The sequence below is a fragment of the Bradyrhizobium sp. genome, from assembly GCF_030646015.1.
In the GTDB taxonomy this organism is placed as follows: Bacteria; Pseudomonadota; Alphaproteobacteria; order Rhizobiales; family Xanthobacteraceae; genus Bradyrhizobium.
In genome coordinates this window covers 1-22,261 of record NZ_JAUSLT010000036.1, presented here as the reverse complement: position 1 = coordinate 22,261, position 22,261 = coordinate 1, and the positions used below count along the sequence as shown (strand labels likewise).

The 22,261-nt window shown below is 63.2% G+C and carries 24 protein-coding genes and 1 pseudogene; 9 read left to right on the top strand and 16 right to left on the bottom strand.

The features are described 5' to 3' along the window. Positions 1–141: 141 nt before the first annotated feature. The 3 genes from Q7T45_RS04845 to Q7T45_RS04835 form a co-directional block, all read right to left on the bottom strand. Positions 142–969, bottom strand: a complete 828-nt coding sequence (locus tag Q7T45_RS04845; protein WP_304868258.1) for an RMD1 family protein — start codon at positions 967–969, stop codon at positions 142–144. Between the two features lie 141 nt (positions 970–1,110). Next, entirely contained in the window at positions 1,111–1,560 is a 450-nt protein-coding gene (locus Q7T45_RS04840) for a DsrE family protein (protein ID WP_304868256.1), read from the bottom strand. A gap of 41 nt (positions 1,561–1,601) precedes the next feature. Further along, a complete protein-coding gene (locus tag Q7T45_RS04835; RefSeq protein WP_370691212.1) occupies positions 1,602–2,213 on the bottom strand; it encodes a hypothetical protein in 612 nt (203 codons plus the stop codon). A gap of 117 nt (positions 2,214–2,330) precedes the next feature. Between Q7T45_RS04835 and Q7T45_RS04830 the strand changes: the two genes are divergently transcribed. Together Q7T45_RS04830 and Q7T45_RS04825 are read left to right on the top strand one after the other, a co-directional pair. Then, complete coding sequence (locus Q7T45_RS04830; RefSeq protein ID WP_304868252.1) at positions 2,331–2,513, top strand: hypothetical protein; 183 nt, start codon at positions 2,331–2,333, stop codon at positions 2,511–2,513. 57 nt (positions 2,514–2,570) lie between these two features. Beyond that, positions 2,571–2,759: a hypothetical protein gene (locus Q7T45_RS04825; RefSeq protein WP_304868250.1), complete on the top strand. Its 189-nt coding sequence runs from the start codon at positions 2,571–2,573 to the stop codon at positions 2,757–2,759. Positions 2,760–2,819: 60 nt separating this feature from the next. Here the strand turns inward: Q7T45_RS04825 and Q7T45_RS04820 are convergent, their stop codons facing one another. Further along, entirely contained in the window at positions 2,820–2,996 is a 177-nt protein-coding gene (locus tag Q7T45_RS04820; protein ID WP_304868247.1) for a hypothetical protein, read from the bottom strand. Between the two features lie 88 nt (positions 2,997–3,084). Here Q7T45_RS04820 and Q7T45_RS04815 point away from each other — a divergent pair, with 88 nt between their 5' ends. Beyond that, the gene (locus Q7T45_RS04815) at positions 3,085–4,455 is read left to right on the top strand and encodes a TMEM143 family protein (protein WP_370691209.1); all 1,371 of its coding nucleotides are present in this window, start codon (positions 3,085–3,087) and stop codon (positions 4,453–4,455) included. A gap of 94 nt (positions 4,456–4,549) precedes the next feature. Here Q7T45_RS04815 and Q7T45_RS04810 read toward each other — a convergent pair whose 3' ends face one another. From Q7T45_RS04810 to pqqA, 10 genes are all read right to left on the bottom strand, one after another. After that, a complete protein-coding gene (locus Q7T45_RS04810) occupies positions 4,550–5,605 on the bottom strand; it encodes a 2-oxoacid:ferredoxin oxidoreductase subunit beta (protein WP_304868245.1) in 1,056 nt (351 codons plus the stop codon). A gap of 168 nt (positions 5,606–5,773) precedes the next feature. After that, positions 5,774–7,624 (bottom strand): 2-oxoacid:acceptor oxidoreductase subunit alpha, encoded by a 1,851-nt coding sequence (locus Q7T45_RS04805; RefSeq protein WP_304868243.1) that lies wholly within the window; start codon positions 7,622–7,624, stop codon positions 5,774–5,776. Continuing rightward, entirely contained in the window at positions 7,594–9,393 is a 1,800-nt protein-coding gene (locus tag Q7T45_RS04800) for an FAD-dependent oxidoreductase (RefSeq protein WP_304868241.1), read from the bottom strand. The genes Q7T45_RS04805 and Q7T45_RS04800 overlap by 31 nt, the downstream gene beginning before the upstream one ends. Positions 9,394–9,622: 229 nt before the next feature. Next, the gene (locus tag Q7T45_RS04795) at positions 9,623–10,288 is read right to left on the bottom strand and encodes a DUF4286 family protein (RefSeq protein ID WP_304868239.1); all 666 of its coding nucleotides are present in this window, start codon (positions 10,286–10,288) and stop codon (positions 9,623–9,625) included. A 12-nt stretch (positions 10,289–10,300) separates the two neighbouring features. Then, complete coding sequence (pip, locus tag Q7T45_RS04790) at positions 10,301–11,290, bottom strand: prolyl aminopeptidase (RefSeq protein WP_304868236.1); 990 nt, start codon at positions 11,288–11,290, stop codon at positions 10,301–10,303. Further along, a complete protein-coding gene (gene pqqE / locus Q7T45_RS04785; RefSeq protein WP_304868234.1) occupies positions 11,280–12,488 on the bottom strand; it encodes a pyrroloquinoline quinone biosynthesis protein PqqE in 1,209 nt (402 codons plus the stop codon). The genes pip and pqqE overlap by 11 nt, the downstream gene beginning before the upstream one ends. Next, a complete protein-coding gene (gene pqqD / locus Q7T45_RS04780; protein WP_304868232.1) occupies positions 12,485–12,802 on the bottom strand; it encodes a pyrroloquinoline quinone biosynthesis peptide chaperone PqqD in 318 nt (105 codons plus the stop codon). The genes pqqE and pqqD overlap by 4 nt, the downstream gene beginning before the upstream one ends. 9 nt (positions 12,803–12,811) lie before the next feature. Next, on the bottom strand, positions 12,812–13,576 hold the full coding sequence (pqqC, locus tag Q7T45_RS04775) for a pyrroloquinoline-quinone synthase PqqC (protein WP_304868443.1): 765 nt from the start codon (positions 13,574–13,576) through the stop codon (positions 12,812–12,814). Positions 13,577–13,587: 11 nt separating this feature from the next. After that, positions 13,588–14,517, bottom strand: coding sequence for a pyrroloquinoline quinone biosynthesis protein PqqB (gene pqqB / locus Q7T45_RS04770; protein WP_304868230.1), 930 nt, complete (start codon positions 14,515–14,517; stop codon positions 13,588–13,590). A 154-nt stretch (positions 14,518–14,671) separates the two neighbouring features. Further along, a complete protein-coding gene (gene pqqA, locus Q7T45_RS04765; protein WP_009031067.1) occupies positions 14,672–14,752 on the bottom strand; it encodes a pyrroloquinoline quinone precursor peptide PqqA in 81 nt (26 codons plus the stop codon). A gap of 300 nt (positions 14,753–15,052) precedes the next feature. On the opposite strand from pqqA, the gene Q7T45_RS04760 reads away from it, so the two are divergent. The 5 genes from Q7T45_RS04760 (at position 15,053) to Q7T45_RS04740 (ending at position 18,901) form a co-directional block, all read left to right on the top strand. Beyond that, positions 15,053–15,310, top strand: coding sequence for a hypothetical protein (locus Q7T45_RS04760; RefSeq protein WP_304737337.1), 258 nt, complete (start codon positions 15,053–15,055; stop codon positions 15,308–15,310). 249 nt (positions 15,311–15,559) lie between these two features. Then, positions 15,560–16,957, top strand: a complete 1,398-nt coding sequence (locus Q7T45_RS04755; protein ID WP_304868228.1) for an amidase family protein — start codon at positions 15,560–15,562, stop codon at positions 16,955–16,957. Positions 16,958–16,985: 28 nt separating this feature from the next. Then, positions 16,986–17,462 carry a glutathione peroxidase gene (locus tag Q7T45_RS04750; RefSeq protein WP_304868226.1) on the top strand — a complete coding sequence of 159 codons (477 nt, stop codon included), beginning with the start codon at positions 16,986–16,988 and terminating at the stop codon, positions 17,460–17,462. Beyond that, positions 17,459–17,728, top strand: coding sequence for a DUF3297 family protein (locus tag Q7T45_RS04745; RefSeq protein WP_304737332.1), 270 nt, complete (start codon positions 17,459–17,461; stop codon positions 17,726–17,728). The genes Q7T45_RS04750 and Q7T45_RS04745 overlap by 4 nt, the downstream gene beginning before the upstream one ends. A gap of 3 nt (positions 17,729–17,731) precedes the next feature. Then, positions 17,732–18,901 carry a mandelate racemase/muconate lactonizing enzyme family protein gene (locus tag Q7T45_RS04740; RefSeq protein WP_304868225.1) on the top strand — a complete coding sequence of 390 codons (1,170 nt, stop codon included), beginning with the start codon at positions 17,732–17,734 and terminating at the stop codon, positions 18,899–18,901. Positions 18,902–19,068: 167 nt separating this feature from the next. Here the strand turns inward: Q7T45_RS04740 and Q7T45_RS04735 are convergent, their stop codons facing one another. Both Q7T45_RS04735 and Q7T45_RS04730 read right to left on the bottom strand, forming a co-directional pair. Continuing rightward, positions 19,069–20,430, bottom strand: a complete 1,362-nt coding sequence (locus tag Q7T45_RS04735; protein ID WP_304868224.1) for a malonyl-CoA decarboxylase — start codon at positions 20,428–20,430, stop codon at positions 19,069–19,071. A gap of 657 nt (positions 20,431–21,087) precedes the next feature. Next, positions 21,088–21,888, bottom strand: a complete 801-nt coding sequence (locus Q7T45_RS04730) for a helix-turn-helix transcriptional regulator (protein WP_304868221.1) — start codon at positions 21,886–21,888, stop codon at positions 21,088–21,090. Between the two features lie 61 nt (positions 21,889–21,949). Between Q7T45_RS04730 and Q7T45_RS04725 the strand changes: the two are divergent. Continuing rightward, positions 21,950–22,261, top strand: a pseudogene (locus tag Q7T45_RS04725) (MFS transporter); the annotation flags it as partial.

The window sequence follows — 22,261 nt, the reverse complement described above, 5'->3', positions numbered from 1 at the left end:
CGGGGGGCTAACGCCATTCACACCATATCGATCCCTCCGGGACGTGGCGGTTTGGTGGCGGTCCCGGTTTCCGGAGGCCGATTGAACCGTTTTTTGGGCGACGGCAGCCTGACCGGCGGCCGCCGCGGTTCGACGGAGAAGTCAGCCTGGGCTCAAGAAAAGCTCATACAGGTAGACCGAAATTTCGAACACGATCAGGAGCACGATCATCGTTTCCAGCCGAATCCCGCGCTGCGCGTCGATCAGTTCGGTGAGTGCGGCCGTCATCACTTCGATCGCATCGAGTCTGCGCGACAACGCCTTGGCTCGTTTCTTGAAATGGTAGGCTTCGGCCAGACGCTCATGCAATTGTCCGACTCCACCATCATCCGGCAACAGCTCGGGTCTTTCTTCCACTTCGACCCGTTCAAGAAGGCGATGATGGGTCAGCAGCGCATGTCCGACAGTGCGCAGCATCCGTTTCCGCTGCCACGGCAGCCGGCCGGTACTGGCGAGGTCGCTGGCGAAAGGTTCGAGCACCTCGATGAGTTTTCTGACTTCTTCTTCCTCAAAGGCGAGCGCGACATTCTTGGCAAGCGCGTCGGCAACGGCAACCAGTCGCGGCGGGGACAGGTCCCGAACGGTAATAATGTCCCCCGAGATCTTGTCGCTGGCTCCGATCTCGATCTCCGATGTGACGGTGACCGGCGCGTCCAACCGGCCTTCGACGCAATCGCGCAGCTTTTGCAGGAAAGCCTCTTCCTCGCCCTGCGAAACGCCAATGAGGACGACGGTACCGTAGGGCAACAGCGCGGCAGACCCTCCACCGCGCAGGCGCAATATCAATGGCGACGTCGTGACGGCTTCTGCTTGATTGAGGTCTGCGGCTTCGAGGCTCGTCAGCTTGAGTCGACGGCCAAGGCGGAATGCACGCGCAGACAGCCGCTGTGTGGAAGTCGCGTGCAAGGGGGTGAGCGGGTTGTCGGTCATTTCACCTGGTGCAGGGCGTCCGGATCTTCGCTGGCGGGCAGGCAAAAAATTCCGACGAGATTGCCTAGATGCAGGTTGGCACACGGCAAGAGAACCGGGCTTGCGCTATATCAACTTCCAGCAGCTGGGCGTTACGGACCTTTACGGCCGCAGATAGAGATAGCCCTGCGACTGCAGTTCCGCGATCCGGACCACGCCGCCCTGCTCGACACCGACAAAGCCCGGCAGCAGATCCTTCAGCTCGATCTTCTGCGATTTCATGGTGTTGCCGCAGGCGGCGAGTTCGACCCCGGCCTTGGAAAATTGAGCGACGCGCCGGGTGATATCCGGGTTCGCGGCACTCAAGTGAAACGACCGCAGCGCCTGGCCATGAATCACCAGCGCGATGGTGACGTGGTCGGGACCGCCGACGCCGTCGAAATGATTCTGGATATTGCCGAGCACGAACGAGACCTTGTCGAGGTCGTTGAGGTGATAGACCACTTTCAATTTGGCGGCGGGTGCTGCGTCAGTGGCGGCGCTGGCGCGCGATGCGGCGAAGGCGGTGCCAAGGGCCGAAACCGCGCCCCACAAGATGCTGCGTCGATGCATGGCACTTTCCTCGGGTTGCCGAACGGGGATTTGCAGCGAGCCTATCGTTTGCGCCTGATCTCCGCCAGTTCCTTGCGGTCGGTCACCAGCGCGGCGCATTCGCGGATGTCGGCGCGGTCGAGCCGGAACACCTTGTCGTCGGCGCCGGCGACCAATGCGTCGCTGAGCTCCTCGTCAGGCTTGCTGTTCTGCCAGATCCGCACCCGCTCGACCCGGACCACCACAGATTTGTCGTCCTTCGACATCGCCACGCCGATCCCGCCGCCATCGCAATCGACGCCGCAGCCGAGGTGTATTTCATGGATCCTGTCTTCGGGCACGAAATGATTGCAGGTGCCGCTGGAGTCGAAATCGCCCGTGCGGTGGCGATACTTCAGGCCGAGCCGGAACGAATAATTGGTGTTCTTCTCTTCCGGCAGGATTTCGGCGGTGACCAGCAGCTTCATCGCGTTGACCTTCTGCAGGGGATGCCGCGCGAGGTGGTCGGGGTCATAGCGGCGCACGAAGCAAGCATAGGCCTTCTTGCCGGGCGGCTTGGTGAACATCCTGACGTCGAATGCGGCGGCCTTGGCCTTGTCGATGCCGTCCTCCTCGGCATGGCCGAGGGTGATTCCGGCAGCGGAGATCGCCAGCACCGCGGCGGCAGCCAGCATCACGTTCCAGCAATGTTTCATGAAGCTCGCGGCCATTTTACGTACATCCATTTGACGCCCGGCACGCCATTTTGACGCAGCGCGCGGCGTTGCGTTCCGGGCCTGCGGGGCCAATCCTTGGTCGCGGCAGCCGCGGGGGACGTTCAACGGATCGGCTGGAATTGGGGGAATGCCGGCAAGGAGAAGATCATCCTAGCCGTCTTCAATTCGCTGGACGCGGTGCCGTCGCGGCTCGCGGTCAACGATTCCTATCCGATCGAATGGGAAGCCTCATTGAAGCGCACGCTGGCGCTGAAGTAGGACCGCCAGATCCCCGGCCATCCCGGCTCCGGCGGCCGGCTCGGCACAAGGGAGGACATGGAGAAGCAACTCGCCTTCATGACCGACCTTTCAGCCGAGGTCAAAAAGGCATCGGACGCCGGCAAATGCTTCGATCCAGCCGGAAAAGAGGTGCGCCTGCCGCAATACGGCACGCTGACCGGCTATGAGGCCAATATCGAATGGAACGTCCACCGCGGGTGCGGCTATTGGGGCCGCGGCATCTGACGGCGATTTGCCCGTGTCGGAAAGCCGGCGCCCTGGCGCCGGATTCCCGTGGGCCGGCCGTTAGTGCACCGTTCGGTAGCGTGGTGGGCCCGCGCGGCACGCGAGCGCATAGAGCTGATGAAGCTCAGTTTCTAGATGCTCGTTGACCAGCAACAAGGCTTCAAGCGCTCCGCGCATGTTGCCGTCGCATGCCGCGATAATCTTCTCGATCGCCATTTCGGTTCGCTTGGAAGCCATTTGCAACCCCTGCATACGCTACGCCCGTGGGGCCATATCCTATGGAGATTGGGGCAAAATTTCGGATCGGTAGAGATCATTTGGAGGCGTGGCCGATCCCGAATACGGCTATTGTTTTCCCCCAGGTTTGCGGGATAATTCCAGCGATGGCTATTCCAGCGCGCGCGATGGTTTTGTGAACGGCATTTCAGGCGAATCTGCCGCGCTGGCGCTGCGGGATCGTTTCATTCCGCTTCGGAAGTCGGATTTGATCGACGGCCTCGTCGCCGCGGGCCATCTCGGCGACGCCGGCGAGACCGGGTTCCGGCAATTTGCGCGTCAACTCGGCGCCGTCTTTCATTACCAGTATTTCGAACAGCTCGACCTGCTGCGCGAGGCCTATTTTCCTTTCGACCCCGAGGTTGATGCGCGGTCCTGCGGGCCTCAGCAGGATGACGAGGCGGCCTATCGCCGGCTGAGCGAGGAGGTGGTTCGTGTGCTCACCGAGGCCAATTTCATCGAGATCACGCATGACGAAATCATCAAGGCCTTTGCCGAGCACGCTTTGGTTCGAGTCAAGCTCAAGGCTCCGGTCGAGGAGTATCGCGACGTCCGCATGTTCCGCCGCGGCAGCCACATGGAGACCATCGAAATTCCGGTCTGGCGGGGCCTGCGCCGGCGCTCGCGCGAGATCGAGGTGTTCGACGACGTGGTGATGATGGTTGCGACCCGGCCGGGCGGCGGCCCGCCGGCGGACGCCCGCAAGCTGCGCTGGAGCGGGAAACGGAGCAGTCAGAAAATTCGCGGTGGCGCGGTGTTGTTCAAGTATTTCCGGCACGTCGCGCGCGCCGATCTCGAGGCGCTGTTTCCCAATGTGCGGGTGGTGATGAGCCTGTCCGATCAGCTCATGCTGGGCGTACCAGCCGTGTTTGGCGGCATCCCGATCCTGATCAAGCTGGCCTCGACCCTGGTGATCCTGTTCCTGGTCGCCGGCTTCTATCTTGGCGTCAATGGAACGCTCGGCGACAATGATCTCGAACAGGCGCTGGCCGCGCTCAGCGGCCTGTTCGCGCTGGGCGCCTTCCTGCTGCGGCAGTGGGGAAACTTCCACCGTCAGTCGCTGATCCATCAGAAGCAGCTGACCGACAATATCTACTATCGCAACATCAACAACAATTCCGGCATTTTCAGTTATCTGATCGACGAGGCGGAGGAGCAGGAATGCAAGGAAGCGCTGCTCGCTCATTACTGCCTGAGCACGGCGGCGGAACCGCTCACGCGCGCGGCGCTCGGTACGAGCATCGACGAACTTTTGTCGCATCGTTTCGGCGTCTCGGCCGAGTTCGCGATCGATGAGGCCCTGACGCGGCTAAAGCGCCTCGGGCTACTGGACGAGAGCGATGGTATGCTGTCGGCTTTGCCGCTTCCCGCAGCGATCGAACGGCTGGAGACGGAGTGGGCGCAATTATTGCGGCCCTAGCGTTCCGTTTCGATTGCATCGAAACGGAACGCCGGCTTCTTGATTTAGCGCGTTTTCTTGACGCGAACCGGTTTCCACTTCGCTTGAAAACGCTCTAGCGCAGGCTCGCGTTGATCTTTTCGAGCGCGGCGGTGCCGGGGCAAAGATCCCCCGCGTCCAGCGTATTGAGCGGCACTTCCACCGTGTCAAGATGGCTGTGCAGGTCGTCCGATTCCGGGTCGACAAACAACAGGCCGGTAACGATCTGCCCCCTGGCGGCGTGCTTCTGCAGGAACGACATCGCGCCGACGCGATCATGCGGATCATAGTCGGCATCGATCTTGCGCAGCGCGATCCTGGTGCCGTCGTGCTGCTCGACCAGTTGCACGGTGCCCGGGGCATAATCCACCGTGATCGGGTCACGTCCCGAGATGACGTCGAGCCGGTTCACCGCATCATTGTGCTCGCGCACATAATCGAAACTCTTGGTCGAGCCGGCATGGTTGTTGAAAGCGACGCAGGGGCTGATGACGTCGATGAACGCCGCGCCCTTGTGCTGGATCGCGGCCGCGATCAGCGGCACCAGCTGGGTCTTGTCGCCGGAGAAGCTGCGCGCCACGAAGCTCGCGCCGAGCTGCAGCGCGATCGCCACCAGGTCGATGGGACTGTCGTTGTTGATCAGGCCCTTTTTCGACTTGGAGCCGCGGTCGGCGGTAGCCGAGAACTGGCCCTTGGTCAGGCCGTAGACGCCGTTGTTCTCGACGATATAGGTCATGTTGACGCCGCGCCGGATCGAATGCGCGAACTGGCCGAAGCCGATCGAGGCCGAGTCGCCGTCGCCGGAAACGCCGAGATAGATCAGCTCGCGGTTGGCGAGGTTGGCGCCGGTCAGCACCGAGGGCATCCGGCCATGCACCGAATTGAAGCCGTGCGAATTGCCGAGGAAATAGTCCGGGGTTTTCGAGGAGCAGCCGATTCCGGAAATCTTGGCGACCCGGTGCGGTTCGATCGACAGTTCGAAGCAGGCCTCGATGATCGATGCCGTGATCGAATCATGGCCGCAGCCGGCGCACAGCGTCGAGATCTTGCCCTCGTAATCCCGGTGGGTGAAGCCGAGATCGTTCTTGGGCAGGCCGGGATGATGGAATTTCGGCTTGGCGATATAGGTCATGACTTCACCTTTCTGCTCCCTCTCCCCGCTTGCGGGGAGAGGGTCGGGGTGAGGGGGGTCTCAGCGAGTCGAATGTGCCGAGAGTCCCCCTCACCCGGATTGCTGCGCAATCCGACCTCTCCCCGCGCGCGGGGAGAGGTGACAGCCTCGAAACTTGTTGCTTTGCCGTCATGACTTCACCTTGCGGAGCGGGGTCACCTTGAGTTGGTCCTGGTGGTCGCCGATCGCGCCGGCGATGAAGCGCGCGGTAATCGGCGTGCCGTCATAATGCAGGATCGGGATCAGCCGGACCGGATCGATGCCGTTCTCGTTGACGATCAATGAGCGAAGCTGCGCATCGCGGTTCTGCTCGACCACATAGACGAAGTCGTGGTCGGCGATGAAGCTGGCGACACTGGAATGGAACGGGAAGGCGCGGATCCTCAAGCGGTCGAGCTGATGCCCGCGCGATTCCAGGATCCCGATCGCCTCGTCCATCGCCGGCGCGGTGGAGCCGAAATAGATCACGCCGTATTTTGTCGGCTTGGCGGCGTTGGCCTGCAGCGGCCGCGGCACCATGTCCTGGGCGGTTTCGAACTTGCGCACCAGCCGCTGCATGTTGTCGGCATAAACAGGACCTTCCTCGGAGTAGATCGCGTAGCGGTTACGCGAGGTGCCGCGGGTGAAGAACGAGCCCTTGGTCGGGTGGGTGCCCGGATAGGTGCGGTACGGGATGCCGTCGCCGTCGACGTCGAGATAGCGCCCGAAGTCGCGGCCGGGTTCATCCAGCATCTCCGCCGTCATCACCTTGCCGCGGTCGTATTGCCTGGCGTCGTCCCACTTCAGTGGACGCGACAGGCGGTGGTTCATGCCGATGTCGAGATCGAGCATGAGGAAGATCGTGGTCTGCAGCCGCTCGGCGAGATCGAAGGCGTGCGCCGCGAATTCGAAGGCTTCGGCCGGGTCTTCCGGAAACAGCAGCACATGCTTGGTGTCGCCATGCGAGGCATAGGCGCAGGCGATGATGTCGCATTGCTGGGTTCGCGTCGGCATGCCGGTCGAGGGACCGGCGCGCTGCACATTCATGATCACAGCCGGAATCTCGGCGAAATAGGACAGGCCGATGAATTCCGTCATCAGCGATATGCCGGGTCCTGAAGTGGCGGTGAAGGCGCGGGCGCCATTCCAGGATGCGCCGATCACGATGCCGATCGAGGCCAGTTCGTCCTCGCCCTGCACGATGGCGTATTTCGCCTTGCCGGTGACGGGGTCGTGGCGCAGCTTCTTGCAGTGACTGGTGAAAGCGTCGGCCACCGACGACGACGGCGTGATCGGATACCAGGCGCACACGGTGGCGCCGCCATAGACCGCGCCGAGGGCAGCCGCGCTGTTGCCTTCGATGAAGATGCGGTCGCCGACCTTGTCGGCCTTCTTGACGCGCAGGCCGATCGGGCATTTCAGGTTCTGCAGCGCCCAGTCGCGGCCGAGATGCAGCGCGTGGATGTTCGAGGACAAGAGCTTCTCCTTGCCCTTGTACTGCTCGCCGATCAGCTGCTCGACCAGCTTCGGGTCCATGTCGAGCAGGGCGCACATCGCGCCGAGATAGATGATGTTCTTGAACAGCTGGCGCTGGCGCGGATCGGTATAGGTCGAGTTGGTGATGGCGGTCAGCGGTACGCCGATCACGGTAATGTCGGCCCGGAATTTCGACGCAGGCATCGGCTTGGTCGAATCGTAGAACAGGTAACCGCCGGGCTCGATCGCGGCGATGTCCTTGTCCCAGGTCTGCGGGTTCATCGCCACCATCATGTCGACGCCGCCGCGGGCGCCGAGATGGCCATCCTCGGTCACCCGCACCTCGTACCAGGTCGGCAGGCCCTGGATGTTGGACGGGAAGACGTTGCGCGGGCTGACCGGTACGCCGTGGCGCAGGATCGAGCGCGCGAACATTTCGTTGGCGCTCGCCGACCCCGAGCCGTTGACGTTGGCGAAGCGGACGACGAAGTCGTTTACGCTGCTGATCGGGCTTTGGACGGACATGATGTTCCTGCGTGAGTCATATCGATGAGGTATTTCTGCATGTCCCAGGCGCCGGTGGGACAGCGTTCGGCGCACAGGCCGCAGTGCAAGCAGACGTCTTCGTCCTTGACCATGACGCGTCCGGTCTTGAGGCCGTCGGCGACATAAAGGTCCTGATCCGGATGCGGTGAGGGCGCCTTCAGCCGGGTCCGCAGATCTTCTTCCTCGCCGTTCTGGGTGAAGGTGATGCAGTCCATCGGACAGATATCGACGCAGGCGTCGCATTCGATGCACAAGGGGGCCGCGAACACGGTCTGAACGTCGCAGTTCAGGCAGCGGTGGGCTTCGCCGAGCGCGAGCTTGACGTCATAGCCGAGTTCGACTTCGGCGCGGATGTCCTTCAGCGCGATCACCTTGTCGCGATGCGGCACCTTGTAGCGCTTGTCGACGGAGATGTCGTTGTCGTAGCTCCACTCGTGGATGCCCATCTTCTGCGAGGAGATGGTCACCTCGGGCAGCGGCCGTTCGGTGATATCCTCGCCGGACAGCATCTTGTGGATCGACAGCGCGGCGTCGTGGCCGTGCGCCACCGCCCAGATGATGTTCTTCGGGCCGAAAGCAGCGTCGCCGCCGAAGAACACCTTCGGATTGGTCGATACGAAAGTCCTGGCGTCGACCTTGGGCATGTTCCACTTGTCGAATTCGACGCCGCAGTCGCGCTCGATCCAGGGGAAGGCATTCTCCTGGCCGACCGCCACCAATACGTCGTCGCAGTTGATCGTCTCGTCCGCTTCGCCCGCCGGCACCAGGTTGCGGCGGCCGTTGGCGTCGTATTCCGCCTTCACCTTCTGGAAGGTGACACCGGTGAGCTTGCCGTTGTCATGGACGAAGGCGACCGGCACCATGAAATTGAGGATCGGAATGTCCTCATGGAGGGCGTCTTCCTTCTCCCAGGGGCTGGCCTTCATTTCCTCGAAGCCGGAACGCACGACCACCTTGACGTCTTCGCCGCCGAGCCGCCGCGCGGTGCGGCAGCAATCCATCGCGGTGTTGCCGCCGCCGAGCACGATGACGCGCTTGCCGATCTTGCTCACATGCTCGAACGAGACCGAGGCGAGCCATTCGATGCCGATGTGAATATTGGCGGCGGCTTCCTTGCGGCCGGGAATTTCCAGCTCGCGGCCACGCGGCGCGCCGGAGCCGACGAAGACCGCGTCGAAGTTTTCGGTGAGCAACTGCTTCAGGCTGTCGATGCGGTGGCCGCCTTTGAAGTCGATGCCGAGATTGAGGATGTAGTCGGTTTCCTCGTCGATCACCGAATCCGGCAGCCGGAATTTCGGAATCTGCGTCCGCATCATGCCGCCGGCCTTGGGATCGGAATCGAACACGGTGCAGTGATAGCCGAGCGGCGCAAGGTCTCGGGCCACCGTCAGCGAGGCGGGGCCGCCGCCGACGATCGCGATACGCTTGCCGTTTTTCGCGGATAGCTTCGGCATGCGGTGCTTGACGTCGTCCTTGAAATCGGCGGCGACGCGCTTCAACCGGCAGATCGCGACCGGCGTATCCTCGACGCGGCCGCGGCGGCAGGCCGGCTCGCACGGGCGATCGCAGGTGCGTCCGAGAATCCCCGGAAACACGTTGGATCTCCAATTGATCATGTAGGCGTCGCTGTAGCGGCCTTCAGCAATCAAACGGATGTATTCTGGAACGGGCGTATGCGCAGGACAGGCCCATTGGCAATCGACCACTTTATGGAAGTAGTCCGGCGCCGAAATATCAGTCGGTTTCATTCCTACCTTGTCCGCGCGGCTTCAAGGACGGCGCGGCCTTATCTTTGCCTGCGAACGCTCAGTCGGCGCTCTTGCGGTTATTGAATTGCATCATAGGCTTACCTTATTAGAGGCATTCCAGAGCGTGCACAAAGGCAAATTTGTCTCACCACCCGCCTTCATTAGTCGAACGCCATAACGTTGCCGTTATTGCGGCAGTGCAACATGCGCAAAGCGGTTCATGCGACGTTCAAATCGTCGGGAGGTCGCTCTTCGCCAGGTCCCACATCAGACAATAGAGACCGGTCGAGATCACGGCGGATTTGACCGCGGCATCGCCCAGGCGCGCGGTGATGGCTGCCGACACCGCTGTCACATCCGTACCGTCGATCAGCACGAACCAGTCGCCCGCGCCGGGATTGGCGGCCGAGGGATCGTCGGTGATCGGTTTGGACAACGAAGCATCGCTTTCGAGCAGGTGCATCGAGATAATTCCGTCCAGCTTCCCGGGTTCGAGTTGATCCCGCAGTGCGGTACGCAACCTATCCTTGTCCACGGGACGCAGGCGCACGATGCCGAGTGCGGCGCCCCGGCCCTGGCCGCGGCTGATCGTAATGTGCGCGACCGCGCGGATCATGTTCCTGAAGCGCGCGATGTTCGCCTTCGACCAGGCGGTCTGGTTGGCCAGCGCCGTGCGATAGGCCGGGCTGTCGAGCACCTCGAAGGTTTCGGTGGAATAGAGGCTGAGATATTTCGGCTGGCCGTCATGGGCGACATAGCGCCTGGCCTCGAGGAAGCCGGGAATCGCGACGCGCTCCTCGAGATGCTCGCGGTCGTACCAGCGGTTGAACTCGGCCTCGTCGGATGGGTCGATGTCCATCGACGTCAGCAGCATTCCCTTTCCGGCGAGCGGCATTTCAGCTTGTCCTTATCGCTTGATGATGGAAGCCAGATCCGCGATCGCCTTCATCACGGCGTCCCGCACGCCGGGATCGTACAACGAGTGGCCGGCGCCTTCGACGATGCGGATTTCAGACCCGCGCCATGCGGCGGCCAGCGCATGCGAAGTCGCAGGCGGACACAGCAAATCATAGCGGCCTTGCACGATGATGCCGGGAATGCCTTCGAGCCGGCTAGCCTCGCTGAGAAGCTGACCGGGTCGCATGAAGCAGTCGTTCCGAAAATAATGCGCTTCCATGAACGGTGTCGAGGGCAGTGCACGGGTCGAGTTCAGCGCATTGAGATCGAGCCGGACCCTCGACGAGGTGTGTTCCGAAAGAATGCGTTCGGTGTCGCCCCAGGCGCGGGCGGCGGGGCCGTGCACCGCCGGATCGGAGTCAAGGATACGGCGGAAGTAGGCATCCAGCGGTTTTTCGCGATCCTCGGGCGGCAGCGCGCCTAAAAAATCTTCGGAGAGACCGGGATGCAGGCGCGGCAGCGCATCGAGGAAGGCGCCTTCCAGCTCCCGGCGGCTGCCGAGAAAGGTCGCGCGCAACACGATGCCGGTGACCCGGTCGGGATGCGTCTGCGCATAGGCCAGCGCCAGCGTCGCGCCCCAGGATCCGCCCACGATCATCCAGCGCTGAAACCCGAATTTCTCGCGGATCAGCTCCATGTCGGCGATCAGATGCGGCAGCGTGTTGTTCTCGCGGCGGCCTTTTGGGCGGCTTCGCCCGGCGCCGCGCTGGTCGAACAGCACTGCGTGGAAGCGCTCGGGATCGAACAGCCGCCGATGGTCGGCCTGGCAGCCGCTGCCGGGGCCGCCATGCAGATAGACCGCGGGAATACCATCTGCGCGGCCGACGCTTTCGACATGGATCTCGTGGCCGTCGCCGACGGACAGCAACTCCGACGTCAGCGAGGCGAAGGGATCGGAGCGATGGCTGCCGGCTTTGCCCGCTTCGGCGTCAGGCGCCATGGTCGCCGCCGGTCTCGGGCGTTCCCCCGGCGAAATTGCGGTAGATGAAACGGTCGCCGCCGGTCGCGGACTCCAACTCGGCCTGCTTGAAAATCTGCTCATGCATCGGCGACAGCGTGCAGGCCGGGTCGGTATTGCCGGCATCGCCGGTGAGGGCAAAAGCCTGGCAGCGGCAGCCGCCGAAATCGATCTCCCGGAACTCGCAGCTCTTGCACGGCTCCTTCATCCAGCCGGTGCCGCGATAGCGGTTGAAGGCCTCGGAGTTCTGCCAGATCCAGGCGATCGAATGATTGGATCGCACGCTTTCGAATTCAAGCCCGGTGATCGACTCGGCGGCGTGGCAGGGCAGGACTTTTCCCGCGGGCGAGATGTTGAAGAACTGCCGGCCCCAGCCGCCCATGCACTTCTTCGGCCGCAGCGCATAATAATCCGGCACCACATAATCGATGGCGAGGATGCCTTTCAGCCTCGCCTCGGCTTCCTCGACGATGCGGCTGGTCTCCTCGATCTGCTCCAGCGTCGGCATCAGCGCCGCGCGGTTCTTCAGCGCCCAGCCGTAATATTGCACGTTGGCGACCTCGAGCCGGTCGGCGTCGAGATCGACCGCCATCTGGATGATGTCGGCGAGTTGATGCAGGTTTTGCCGGTGCATTACTGCGTTGACGGTCAGCGGCAGATCCAGTTCGCGGGTCCACCGCGCCACCTCGATCTTCTTCTGATGCGCGTTCTTCAGGCCGGCGACGCGGTCGGCCACCATGGGCTCGTTGCCCTGAAAGCTGATCTGCACGTGGCACAGCCCGGCATCGGCCAGCGCAGACAATTTTTCGCGGGTCAGCAACACCGCCGACGTGATGAGATTGGAGTACAGCCCGACATCGCTGGCGTGTTGCACCAGTTCGACCAGATCCTTGCGCGCGGTTGGTTCGCCGCCGGAAAAATGGATCTGCAGCACGCCGATTTGCGCAAGCTCGGTGAGGACCTTCTTCCATTCATCGGTCGTGAGTTCGCTGCCGCCGCGGTCGAGTTCGACCGGATTGGAGCAATAGGGACACTGCAGCGGACAGCGATGCGTCAGCTCGGCGAGCACCGCGAGCGGAATGCCAAACGTCTCCGCGGTCGAGCCGCGCGCCTCCAGCACCGCGAGCCCGTCGTGGGGGTCGCTGGCCGCTACGCCGGCATCTGTCAGCGTCGGACTCATGCGGTCTTCTCGCGTGCTTCCGTCAAAAATCCCTTGTCGGCCAGGTCCTGCAGCATGGCGATGACGTCGGTGGCTATCGCCTCGCGTTCGGCGGAATACTTGGCGGCGAGGTGGTCGACCATGTCGGCGACGCTGCGAACGCCGTCACACAGCTGCAGCACTTCCACCGCGATTTCGTCCGGCGCCAGCACCCGCTCCGGCGCCAGAATGACCCAGACCTTTCGCGTTTCATCGAACTTCAGTCTGGCATGCCGCGGCAGAACCGGCCTGCTGGTCTCGCTGACGCTGATGTTGCGGTTACGCGGGGTTGCCATGTCTCGTCTCTAGCCGGCTTTGGGAACAAATGCCCCCGGCGGTATGTGGCCATCGACATAGGCATGATACAGCGCATCTAGCTGAACCCATAGCACATTGGTCTTGAAGATCAGCGCATTGCAGACTACCGCGCGCTCGGCCGGCGTCGTGGCGTGTTCCCTGACGTACTCCAGCGCAAAGCCGGCGTCGCGCGGCGCCTGGGTCAGGCGCCGGCTGAAATAGCTCATGGTGTCGGGATTGACGAAATCGTAATGCGCCAGCATGCCCGAAATGCGCTCTTCGTGCAGGTTCGGCGCGAACAGTTCCGTCAGCGACGAGGCGATGGCCTCCAGCGGGCTCTTGTCGCGAACGAAATGCACATAGGCCTCCACCGCGAAGCGCGTCGCCGGCAAGATGCCCTCGGTGGATTCCACGTAGGCGTTGTCGAGCCCGAGTCCCTCGGTCAGCTTCAGCCAGCGCTCGATGCCGCCCTCGGTGCCGACGTCTCCGTCATGGTCCTCGATCCGGTGCCGCCATTCCATGCGGATGGCGCGGTCGCGGAAGCGCGAGATCACCACCGCGTCCTTGATCGGAATGGTGCTCTGGTAATAGTAGCGGTTCAGCGCCCAGGCCTGCACCTGGCCCTTGTTGAGTTTGCCGCCGTGCAGTAGCCGGTGAAACGGATGCAGATTGTGGTAGCGGGTCGCGCCGATGTGGCGAAAGGCTGCTTCCAGTTCGTCGGCACTGTTGAGCGGCGCGCTGCCGGCGAGCGAGAAGGCTGTCATCCCGTTCAGGGTTATTGCGTTCACAGCGTAATCTCCGTTCCATCGGCGGGGATTTGCCAGCCCGCGCGCTCGGCTTGTTGGCGTTCGGCGGAATCGTGCAGCAGCGCCGGGTTGGAATTGTTGATGTGCAGAAACACTTTGCGGCCGATATTGAGGCCCGACAAGGCTTCGATCGCGCCGCGCTCGCCCGACATGGCGATATGTCCCATGCCTTGCCCGGTCTTGGTGCCGAGGCCGGCCACGATCAACTCGTCGTCGCGCCACACCGTGCCATCGAAGAAGATCAGGGGCGCGCCGGCAAGCCTGGATTTGAGGTCGTCGGTCACATCGGCGCAGGCGGCGAGGAAATAGAAATACTTGCCCGTTGCCTTGTCGCCGATTCGTAGCCCGAGCGTGTCGCCTGCGCTGTCATTACCCGCTGGATGGGCCTTGCCCTCCAGATACCAGGCGCCCTTGCCGGGAGCGGCAAACGGCAGGATTTCGATCCCGGACGGCGCGCCGTCGGGCAGCGTCGGCTCGAAAATTGTGTCCAGTTCGATCGGCTGGCGCCTCACGTTCTTCGCGTTGAGCACGTTGAAGACGCTGTTATCTCCCAGGATCGAAAGCACCCGGCTGTGGGCGTAGATCGTGAATGGCGAGCCCTCGCGCATCGACAGCAGGCCCGCCACGGCATCGATCTCGCCATTGGTCAGGATCACGCCCGATATCGGGCTGTGACGCAGTTTTCCGGCCCTGGGATGAAGCTGCGGTGTCGCAATCAGTTGCTGGCGCAGATCGGGAGAGGCATTGATCAGGAACCAGTGTTCGCCGTCGGCGCTGATCGCGATCGAGGCCTGGGTGCTCTGGAGCTCGGGATGCTCGCTTCTTGCGGCCCGGCAAACCGGACATCCGCAATTCCACTGCGGAACGCCACCACCTGCCGCGGCGCCCAGGACGACGACGCGAAGCATGATTCGCCTCCCGGAGATTCCAAAGCCTTGAGGTCTAGAAGAATGTGAGGTCTTCAAGCTTCGAAGGTGGACGCCGGTACGGGCACAATCCCACGATCGGGATCGTGTCACGCCCGGAGGTCCACCTCAAATCATGTGAAGCTGTCGCAGCCGCTTACTTGCGGGCGGCGCACGCGTACATGTTGATTTCCATGCCGACCGGCACTTCGACGATCTTCGGGGTTTTCCAGGCCATTTGGCTCTCCTTTTCGAACGGACGACTTCCGTCCTCCCAGGATAAACTACTGCGGAATGAAAAGTTCGCCACTTAAATCTTCGGTCGTAAATCTTCGTTTTCTTGCTGCGATGCACAAGGAACTCACTTAATTGTGCGAGCGCGACCTAAAACAACGAGGGATCAACGGGTTCAAAGTTGCGCCCAAGTCACCTAGATGGTGACTTCGCGCCGAGGTGGCGGGCCGTCGCCTTTCGGATAAAGAACTTGTGAGATGTCGCGGGGCTTTGGCTGGAGCCCCGCAATGGAAAGTGGTTTGCCATGCCCCGGTACTTCTTCAACACACGGATCGGGGACGAGCTGATTTCGGATCCCGAAGGCGAACAGCTGAGGGATCCGGATCAGGCATGGGAAATTGCGCGCGCCATGATCCGGGAGTTGCTCAAGCTCGAAGGCGCGGAAGGCGGCCTGTTGAATGCGACCCTCGAGGTGACGGATGACGCAGGCGAGATCGTGCTGGAGTTTCCGTTCACCGAGGCGATCCTCGACATGACAGGCGAAGCGGCCACCAGGCACTGACGCAACGCCGCCTGGCTCAGGGCGTTAACGGCCGCGACTGGATGTCGGAAGACATTTCCGAGGACGAACTCAACCGCGTGACCAAAGTCGGCGAGCATTTCGGCGTAGCGCAGGTCACGCCGGAGCAGATCGCCTGATCTCGCTCATTTCATCGCCCGCGTGCGCTAGATCTGGGCCAGACAGGCGCTTTTTCCGGGTGGCCTTGCCCTCCGCTCAGCGCTACAAGCGGGCGATCAAACGGAGCTATTCATGCAAGATCTCTGGCGTCTGTCGGCTACCGATATCGCTGCCCTGGTGCGATCGAAGAAAATCTCGGCGACGGAGGCAGCAACGGCGGCGCTGGCCCGGCTCGACGCGGTCAATCCCAAAATCAACGCCGTGGTCGACCATCGGCCGGCGGATGTGCTGGCGCAGGCCGCCGCCATCGATGCCGCGATCGCGCGGGGCGATGATCCGGGTCCGCTGGCGGGCGTGCCCGTCACCGTCAAGGTCAATATCGACCAGCAAGGGTTTGCCACCACCAACGGCCTCAAGCTGCAGCGCGAGGTGATTGCCAGGACCAACAGCCCGGTGGTCGACAATCTGCGCAAGGCCGGCGCCGTCATTCTCGGGCGCACCAACTGCCCGGCGTTTTCCTATCGCTGGTTCACCACCAATCTGGTTCACGGCGACACCAAAAATCCGCGCGACCCCGGCATCACGCCGGGCGGTTCGTCGGGCGGGGCAGGGGCCGCAGTGGCGGCGGGCATCGGCCACATCGCGCATGGCACCGATATCGCGGGATCGATCCGCTATCCCGCCTATGCCTGCGGCGTGCATGGCCTGCGTCCGACAATCGGGCGCATCGCCGCCTTCAATGCCGAGCTGCCGGAGCGCCCGATCGGGCCGCAGATCTCGGCGGTGTCGGGTCCGCTGGCGCGCACCATCGGCGATCTCAGGATCGCGCTGGCGGCGATGTCGGGCTACGACGCCCGCGATCCCTGGTGGGTGCCGGCGCCGCTGCAGGGGCCGGCGATGCAAAAGCGCGCCGCGCTGTGCCTCAATCCCGACGGGCTCGATCCGGTAGCGGAAGTAAGGGCCGCCGTCGCGGATGCCGGCAAGCGGCTGGAACGCGCGGGATGGGTGGTCGAGGAGGTCGAGACGCCGCCGCTGCGCGAGGCCGCCGAACTGCAGACCAAGCTGTGGCTCGGCGATGGCTACGAGGCGCAGCTGGCTACCGCCGAACGCGAAGGCGATCCCGGCGCGCTGGCCTGCCTGCGCGGCAACCGGTCCAAGGTGTTTCCGTTTGATGTCGACACGCTCTCGAAAGTCTTGACGCGGCGCGCGACCCTGACGCGCCAATGGCTGCAATTCCTGGAGAAATACGCCGTGCTGGTGATGCCGGTATCCGGCGAATTGCCGTTTCCCGATCAGCTCGACGTCAAGGACGATGCCTCGTTCGCGCGGGTGTGGCACGCGCAGCTGACGCAGATCGCCATTCCCTTCATGGGGCTGCCCGGGCTAACGGTATCCACCGGTCTGGTGGGGCGCGTTCCCGTCGGCGTTCAGGTCGTCGCCGGCCGCTACCGCGAGGATCTCTGCCTCGCCGCGGGTGAGGCGATCGAAGCCGGCGGAACTCCCTCGGCGGCGATCGATCCCGCCGGCTGAATTTGTCTGGCCGCAACGAAAGAGCAAGATGACCGGCGTTCTTGATTTCACGGCGACGTCGCTGGCCGGCGAGGACGTTCCGCTGAAGCGGTTCGAGGGTCAGGTGCTGCTGATCGTCAACACCGCGAGCAAGTGCGGATTCACGCCGCAATACAAGGGGCTCGAGGTGCTGCATCAGACGCTCAGCCCGCGCGGCTTTTCGGTGCTCGGATTTCCGTGCAACCAGTTCGGTGGCCAGGAACCGGGCGACGCGCAACAGATCGAGCAGTTTTGTTCGAGCCAATATGCCGTCACCTTTCCGATGTTCGCCAAGGTCGATGTCAATGGCAGCAACGAGCACCCGTTGTTTGCGTATCTGAAGCATGCGAAATCCGGCCTGCTCGGGCCGTCGATCAAATGGAATTTCACCAAGTTCCTGATCGACCGTTCCGGCAAGGTGGTGGCGCGGCATGCGCCGACGGCGAAGCCGGAAGGTCTGAAGAAGGAAATCGAGGCACTGCTATGAACGAGAAGAACGAGACCATGAGCGACGCGTTTCCGGACCGCCTGTCCACCAACCCGAAGAGCCCCTACTACAATGAGGAGCTGCTGCAGCGCGACGTCGGCATCCGCTTCAAGGGCGCCGAGAAGACCAATGTCGAGGAATATTGCATCAGCGAGGGCTGGGTGCGCGTCACCGCCGGCAATGCCAAGGACCGCTACGGCAATCCGCTAACCATCAAGGTGCACGGCCCGGTCGAGCCGTATTTCAGGGACAAGACGGAATCGTAAGCTATGTCGGTCCGCATCGTCGATATCAGGGAGGTGACGAAGCCGATTTCGTCGCCGATCCGCAACGCCTATATCGACTTCACCAAAATGACGACCAGCCTCGTGGCCGTCGTCACCGACGTGGTACGCGACGGCCGGCCGGTGGTCGGCTACGGCTTCAATTCCAACGGCCGCTACGGGCAGGGCGGGCTGATCCGCGAGCGTTTTGCGCCGCGCCTGATGGAGGCGGACCCGAAGACGCTGCTCGACGAGGCTGGCGGCAATCTCGATCCGGACCGGGTCTGGGCGACGCTGATGTCGAACGAAAAGCCCGGCGGCCACGGCGAGCGCTCGGTCGCGGTCGGCACCATCGACATGGCGGTGTGGGACGCGGTGGCGAAGATCGCTGGCAAGCCGCTGTTCCGGCTCTTGGCGGAGCGCCACCGGCGCACCGCCAATCCGCGCGTGTTCGTCTATGCCGCCGGCGGCTATTATTATCCCGGCAAGGGCCTGTCGATGCTGCGCGGCGAGATGCGCAGCTATCTCGACCGCGGCTACACCGTGGTGAAGATGAAGATCGGCGGCGCGCCGATATCAGAGGACCGCATCCGCATCGAGGCCGTGCTCGAAGAGATCGGCAGCGAGGCCAGGCTCGCGGTCGACGCCAACGGCCGGTTCGATCTGGAGACCGCGATCGCCTACGCCAGGATGCTGCGCGACTATCCGCTGTTCTGGTACGAGGAGGCCGGCGATCCGCTCGATTACCAGCTGCAGGCCGCATTGGCGGAGTTCTATCCGGGGCCGATGGCGACAGGCGAGAACCTGTTCAGTCATCAGGACGCGCGCAACCTCGTTCGCTACGGCGGCATGCGGCCTGATCGCGACTGGCTGCAATTCGATTGCGCGCTATCCTATGGGCTGTGCGAATACCAGCGCACGCTCGACGTGCTCAAGACCCAGGGCTGGTCGGCAAGCCGCTGCATTCCCCATGGCGGCCACCAGATGTCGCTGAACATCGCGGCCGGACTCGGGCTGGGCGGCAATGAGAGCTATCCCGATCTGTTCCAGCCCTATGGCGGTTTTCCGGACGGCGTGCGCGTCGAGAACGGCCACATCACCATGCCGGATCTGCCGGGCATCGGGTTCGAGGGCAAGAGCGATCTGTTTGCGGAGATGAGGGCGCTGGCGGGGTAGCGCGCGAGGCGCTCCTTTCACCTCTCCCTTTGGGAGAGGTCGGCGCGAAGCGCCGGGTGAGGGGTTACGCTCACCGATAGACCGTAACCCCTCACCCCAACCCTCTCCCACAGGGGGAGAGGGGGCTCACCGCCGTCGTGGCGGGCATATCGAATAACCCGGCCTCTTTACGACAACCGCATATCCAGCAGCCGCCGCCCTTCGCCCTTCAGCAGCTTCTTCACCGCACTTGAAGCGATCACCTCGCCCTGGTTGGCATAGGCCTCGTGGTTCTTCTCGATGTCCTCGAGCCGGTAGAGATAGTTGACCATGATGCCCGCGGATTCGCGCAGGCCCTTGGGCGAGACATCGCCGAGCCAGTCGATCCGCTCCAGCCGCGCGCCGTTGCCGAGATGGAATCGCGCCACCGAATCGATCATCCGGCCCTTTGCGGTGCGGGCCTTCAGGAAGTAATGCGCGGCCAGCGGCTCCAGCACCGCGCGCAGTTTTGATGCCAGCTCCGCATCCTCGAACCAGCCGGGTTTTTCGAGGTTTTCCAGCAGCGCCCGCTCCTCGTCGGTCACCGGGACATCGCTCGCTTGCTTCAGCCACGCGACAAAACCAGGCACCGGCGACAGCGTGACAAAATTCTCCAGCTTCGGCAATTCGCGGCGCAATTCCTCGACCACCTGCTTGATCAGGAAACTGCCGAACGAAATGCCGCCGAGGCCTTTCTGGGTGTTGGAGATCGAATAGAACACCGCGGTGCGGGCGCGCTCGATCGGCACCAGCGCCCGGTCTTCGGCGAGCAGCGGCGCGATCGCGGCGGGGATGGTTTCGGTCAGCGCCACTTCGACGAAAATCAAGGGCTCGTCGACCAGGGCTGGATGAAAGAACGCGTAGCAGCGCCGGTCGACCGGATCGATGCGGCGGCGCAGATCGTCCCAGTCGCGGATCTCGTGCACCGCCTCGTAGCGGATGATCTGTTCCAGAATGTTCGCTGGCGTCTGCCAATCGATCCTGCGCAGCACGAGAAATCCCCTGTTGAACCATGAAGACAAAAGATGCACTGCGTCGCGGTCGAGCGCGGCCAGATCCTTGTGGCCGCCTCCGTTCATGAGGCCGAGCAGGTCGGCGCGCAGCGCCACCAGCTCGCTGGTGCCGCCGGGCGCGCGGTTGAGCCGGCGGATCAGTTCCTGCCGACGCGGCTCCGACGCAAAGTGCAGGTCGCTGGCGTCCTCGTCGGACGGCTGCGCGCGCCAGGCCTCGATCGCCTGCGACAGCCGTTCGCGGTCCGGACCATAGCCGCGCGCCAGCGTCTCGAAGAACGCCAGCCGGCCGGCGTCGTCGAGCTGGCGATAGCGGTCCAGCACCTCGCGCGCGATCGCGACGCCGGAAGCTTCGCCACGGCCCGACAGCAGCGCCTCGCACAATTCGATCAGCTCGGAAGCATCCTGTTTCGCATCCGGCGCCCCGCCGCGGCGAAGCAAGGTGCGGCCGCGCTCGGAAATCGAGGCGAGTAGGTCGGAGAAGAAGGCGTTGCTGCTCATGGCGGGCGGGTCGAATCCTGATTGGATGGAAATCCTACACGAGAATTAAGGCGGAACGGATCACAATCAAGCTGATGTGGGTGAGTAAAAAGACGTCATGGCGCGCTACGGAGGCGGCGGTCAGCGGTGTGCCACGTCATCTCAACGTCGTCCCTGCCACATTCCAACCATCAGACACACTTCCGTCCGCCATCGCGTCCACCCATCCCGCCGTGCGGTCGTGACGATCGCGAACCGCCCTTTTTCTTCGGATGAGGCGGGGCGAATCTCTAAAGGTGATTTGCCCGACGTGTTAAGTGAAAGTTTGTCCGGTCCCGAAGGGGAATGGCAGGCCCAAACCAAAAATGTTGAAAACAACCCCATGCACAGTAACGCTAGTGGGTGCGGAGTGAGACCGACACCACCGCTGGGAGGCCAAAACGTGATGTCGTCGAACTCAGTTCCAAGATCTTGATCAAAGGACCCCGAGCTTGAGCGTTGCCTTCACCAGGTAGCGTAGCCCGGATGGAGCCGAGAGGACGCGCGAATGCGCGTCCGATGGCGCAATCCGGGAACGGAGGTGAGGCCGCCCCGGATTGCGCCATCGAGCGGCGCCTTGCGCCGAACCGATGGCTCCATCCGGGCTACGATTTCTGAATGGGTTTTGCGGCCAACGCCTCACTCCTTCTCCGCAAACTCCGTCGGCGTCTTGCCCGTTACCTGCCGGAACGCGTATGAAAACGCCGGCACGCTCGAATATCCGAGATCGGCGGCGAGTTGCTTGACCGAGAGGTTGGCGTCGACCGACAGTTTTTCGATCGCCGCGGCGATGCGGGCGCGCTGGCACCAGCTCTTGAAGCTGAGTTGCGTTTCAGATGCGAACAGGCGTGACAGGGTTCGCGCCGAGGTGCCGACTTCGCGCGCCAGCGCCTCGATCTCGTGGCTGCCGGTGGGGTCGCCGAGCACGATGTCGGCGGCGCGGCGGCAGCGCGGTTCGCGCGGCAAGGGAATGAAGGTCGCGGAGTCCTCGGCCTGGTGCAGTTCGAGCATCACGAGCTTTATCAGGAGCGCGGTGCGGTCGGGGTCGTTGCGGCCGTCGAACAGCGCGAGGATGGCCTGGTGCAGCAGCGGCGAGACCCGCACCACGAATTCGGCATCGAGGCTGGCACTGCGGTCTTCCCGCTCCAGCCAGGCGAGATCGAAATACAGCGTGCGCATTTCGATGTCGGCGAGCACGTCGATGGCGTGTTCGGATCGCGCCGGCACCCACACCGCGCGGTCCGGCGGCACCAGCCAGCGTCCCTTCGGGGTGGTGACCTGCATGGTGCCGCGGGCGGCGTACACCAGCTGGGCCTCGCGGTGCATATGAGTGTCGAGGCGGACGCCGCGCCGGTAGTGGTTGGCGATCAGATGCAGGCCGTCGCCGGTTGAGATCCGGCGGCCCTTGATCGCGGCAATTGGCTTTTCGGCGATATTCATTGGCGACATCCCGTCAGCGCAACACCGTATAACCTATGTCAGGAAAAGTCAGGATTCGCCAATGAACAGCCCGGCCAGGGTGATCGGTTACGTCAACGCCGCCCACTTCATCGACCATTATTCGATGCTGATCTTCGCCGCCGCCATCATCGTGATGGGGCCGGCGCTGGGCATGGCCTATTCGGAACTGCTGCCTTACGCGACGCCGGGCTTCGTCGCGTTCGGCGCGGGATCGCTGCTGACCGGCTGGCTCGGCGACCGCTGGAGCCGCCGCCACATGATGGTGATCTTCTTTGCCGGCATTGGGCTGTCGATGATCGCGGTCGGTCTGGTGCAGACCCCGCTGCAGCTCGGTGCGGCGCTGCTTTCGATC

Excerpts from the sequence above, each read along its gene's own strand:
- Q7T45_RS04835 (WP_370691212.1), bottom strand. The coding sequence starts at position 2,213 with ATGCTGGCTGCCGCCGCGGTGCTGGCGATCTCCGCTGCCGGAATCACC.
- Q7T45_RS04845 (WP_304868258.1), bottom strand. The coding sequence starts at position 969 with ATGACCGACAACCCGCTCACCCCCTTGCACGCGACTTCCACACAGCGG.
- Q7T45_RS04760 (WP_304737337.1), top strand. The coding sequence starts at position 15,053 with ATGCCCCGGTACTTCTTCAACACACGGATCGGGGACGAGCTGATTTCG.
- Q7T45_RS04810 (WP_304868245.1), bottom strand. The coding sequence starts at position 5,605 with ATGACCTATATCGCCAAGCCGAAATTCCATCATCCCGGCCTGCCCAAG.
- Q7T45_RS04840 (WP_304868256.1), bottom strand. The coding sequence starts at position 1,560 with ATGCATCGACGCAGCATCTTGTGGGGCGCGGTTTCGGCCCTTGGCACC.
- pqqE (WP_304868234.1), bottom strand. The coding sequence starts at position 12,488 with ATGAGTCCGACGCTGACAGATGCCGGCGTAGCGGCCAGCGACCCCCAC.
- Q7T45_RS04795 (WP_304868239.1), bottom strand. The coding sequence starts at position 10,288 with ATGCCGCTCGCCGGAAAGGGAATGCTGCTGACGTCGATGGACATCGAC.
- Q7T45_RS04820 (WP_304868247.1), bottom strand. The coding sequence starts at position 2,996 with ATGGCTTCCAAGCGAACCGAAATGGCGATCGAGAAGATTATCGCGGCA.
- Q7T45_RS04805 (WP_304868243.1), bottom strand. The coding sequence starts at position 7,624 with ATGTCCGTCCAAAGCCCGATCAGCAGCGTAAACGACTTCGTCGTCCGC.
- Q7T45_RS04730 (WP_304868221.1), bottom strand. The coding sequence starts at position 21,888 with ATGAATATCGCCGAAAAGCCAATTGCCGCGATCAAGGGCCGCCGGATC.
- Q7T45_RS04825 (WP_304868250.1), top strand. The coding sequence starts at position 2,571 with ATGGAGAAGCAACTCGCCTTCATGACCGACCTTTCAGCCGAGGTCAAA.
- pip (WP_304868236.1), bottom strand. The coding sequence starts at position 11,290 with ATGGCGCCTGACGCCGAAGCGGGCAAAGCCGGCAGCCATCGCTCCGAT.
- Q7T45_RS04750 (WP_304868226.1), top strand. The coding sequence starts at position 16,986 with ATGACCGGCGTTCTTGATTTCACGGCGACGTCGCTGGCCGGCGAGGAC.
- pqqB (WP_304868230.1), bottom strand. The coding sequence starts at position 14,517 with ATGCTTCGCGTCGTCGTCCTGGGCGCCGCGGCAGGTGGTGGCGTTCCG.
- pqqA (WP_009031067.1), bottom strand. The coding sequence starts at position 14,752 with ATGGCCTGGAAAACCCCGAAGATCGTCGAAGTGCCGGTCGGCATGGAA.
- Q7T45_RS04745 (WP_304737332.1), top strand. The coding sequence starts at position 17,459 with ATGAACGAGAAGAACGAGACCATGAGCGACGCGTTTCCGGACCGCCTG.
- Q7T45_RS04800 (WP_304868241.1), bottom strand. The coding sequence starts at position 9,393 with ATGAAACCGACTGATATTTCGGCGCCGGACTACTTCCATAAAGTGGTC.
- pqqD (WP_304868232.1), bottom strand. The coding sequence starts at position 12,802 with ATGGCAACCCCGCGTAACCGCAACATCAGCGTCAGCGAGACCAGCAGG.
- Q7T45_RS04735 (WP_304868224.1), bottom strand. The coding sequence starts at position 20,430 with ATGAGCAGCAACGCCTTCTTCTCCGACCTACTCGCCTCGATTTCCGAG.
- Q7T45_RS04755 (WP_304868228.1), top strand. The coding sequence starts at position 15,560 with ATGCAAGATCTCTGGCGTCTGTCGGCTACCGATATCGCTGCCCTGGTG.
- Q7T45_RS04740 (WP_304868225.1), top strand. The coding sequence starts at position 17,732 with ATGTCGGTCCGCATCGTCGATATCAGGGAGGTGACGAAGCCGATTTCG.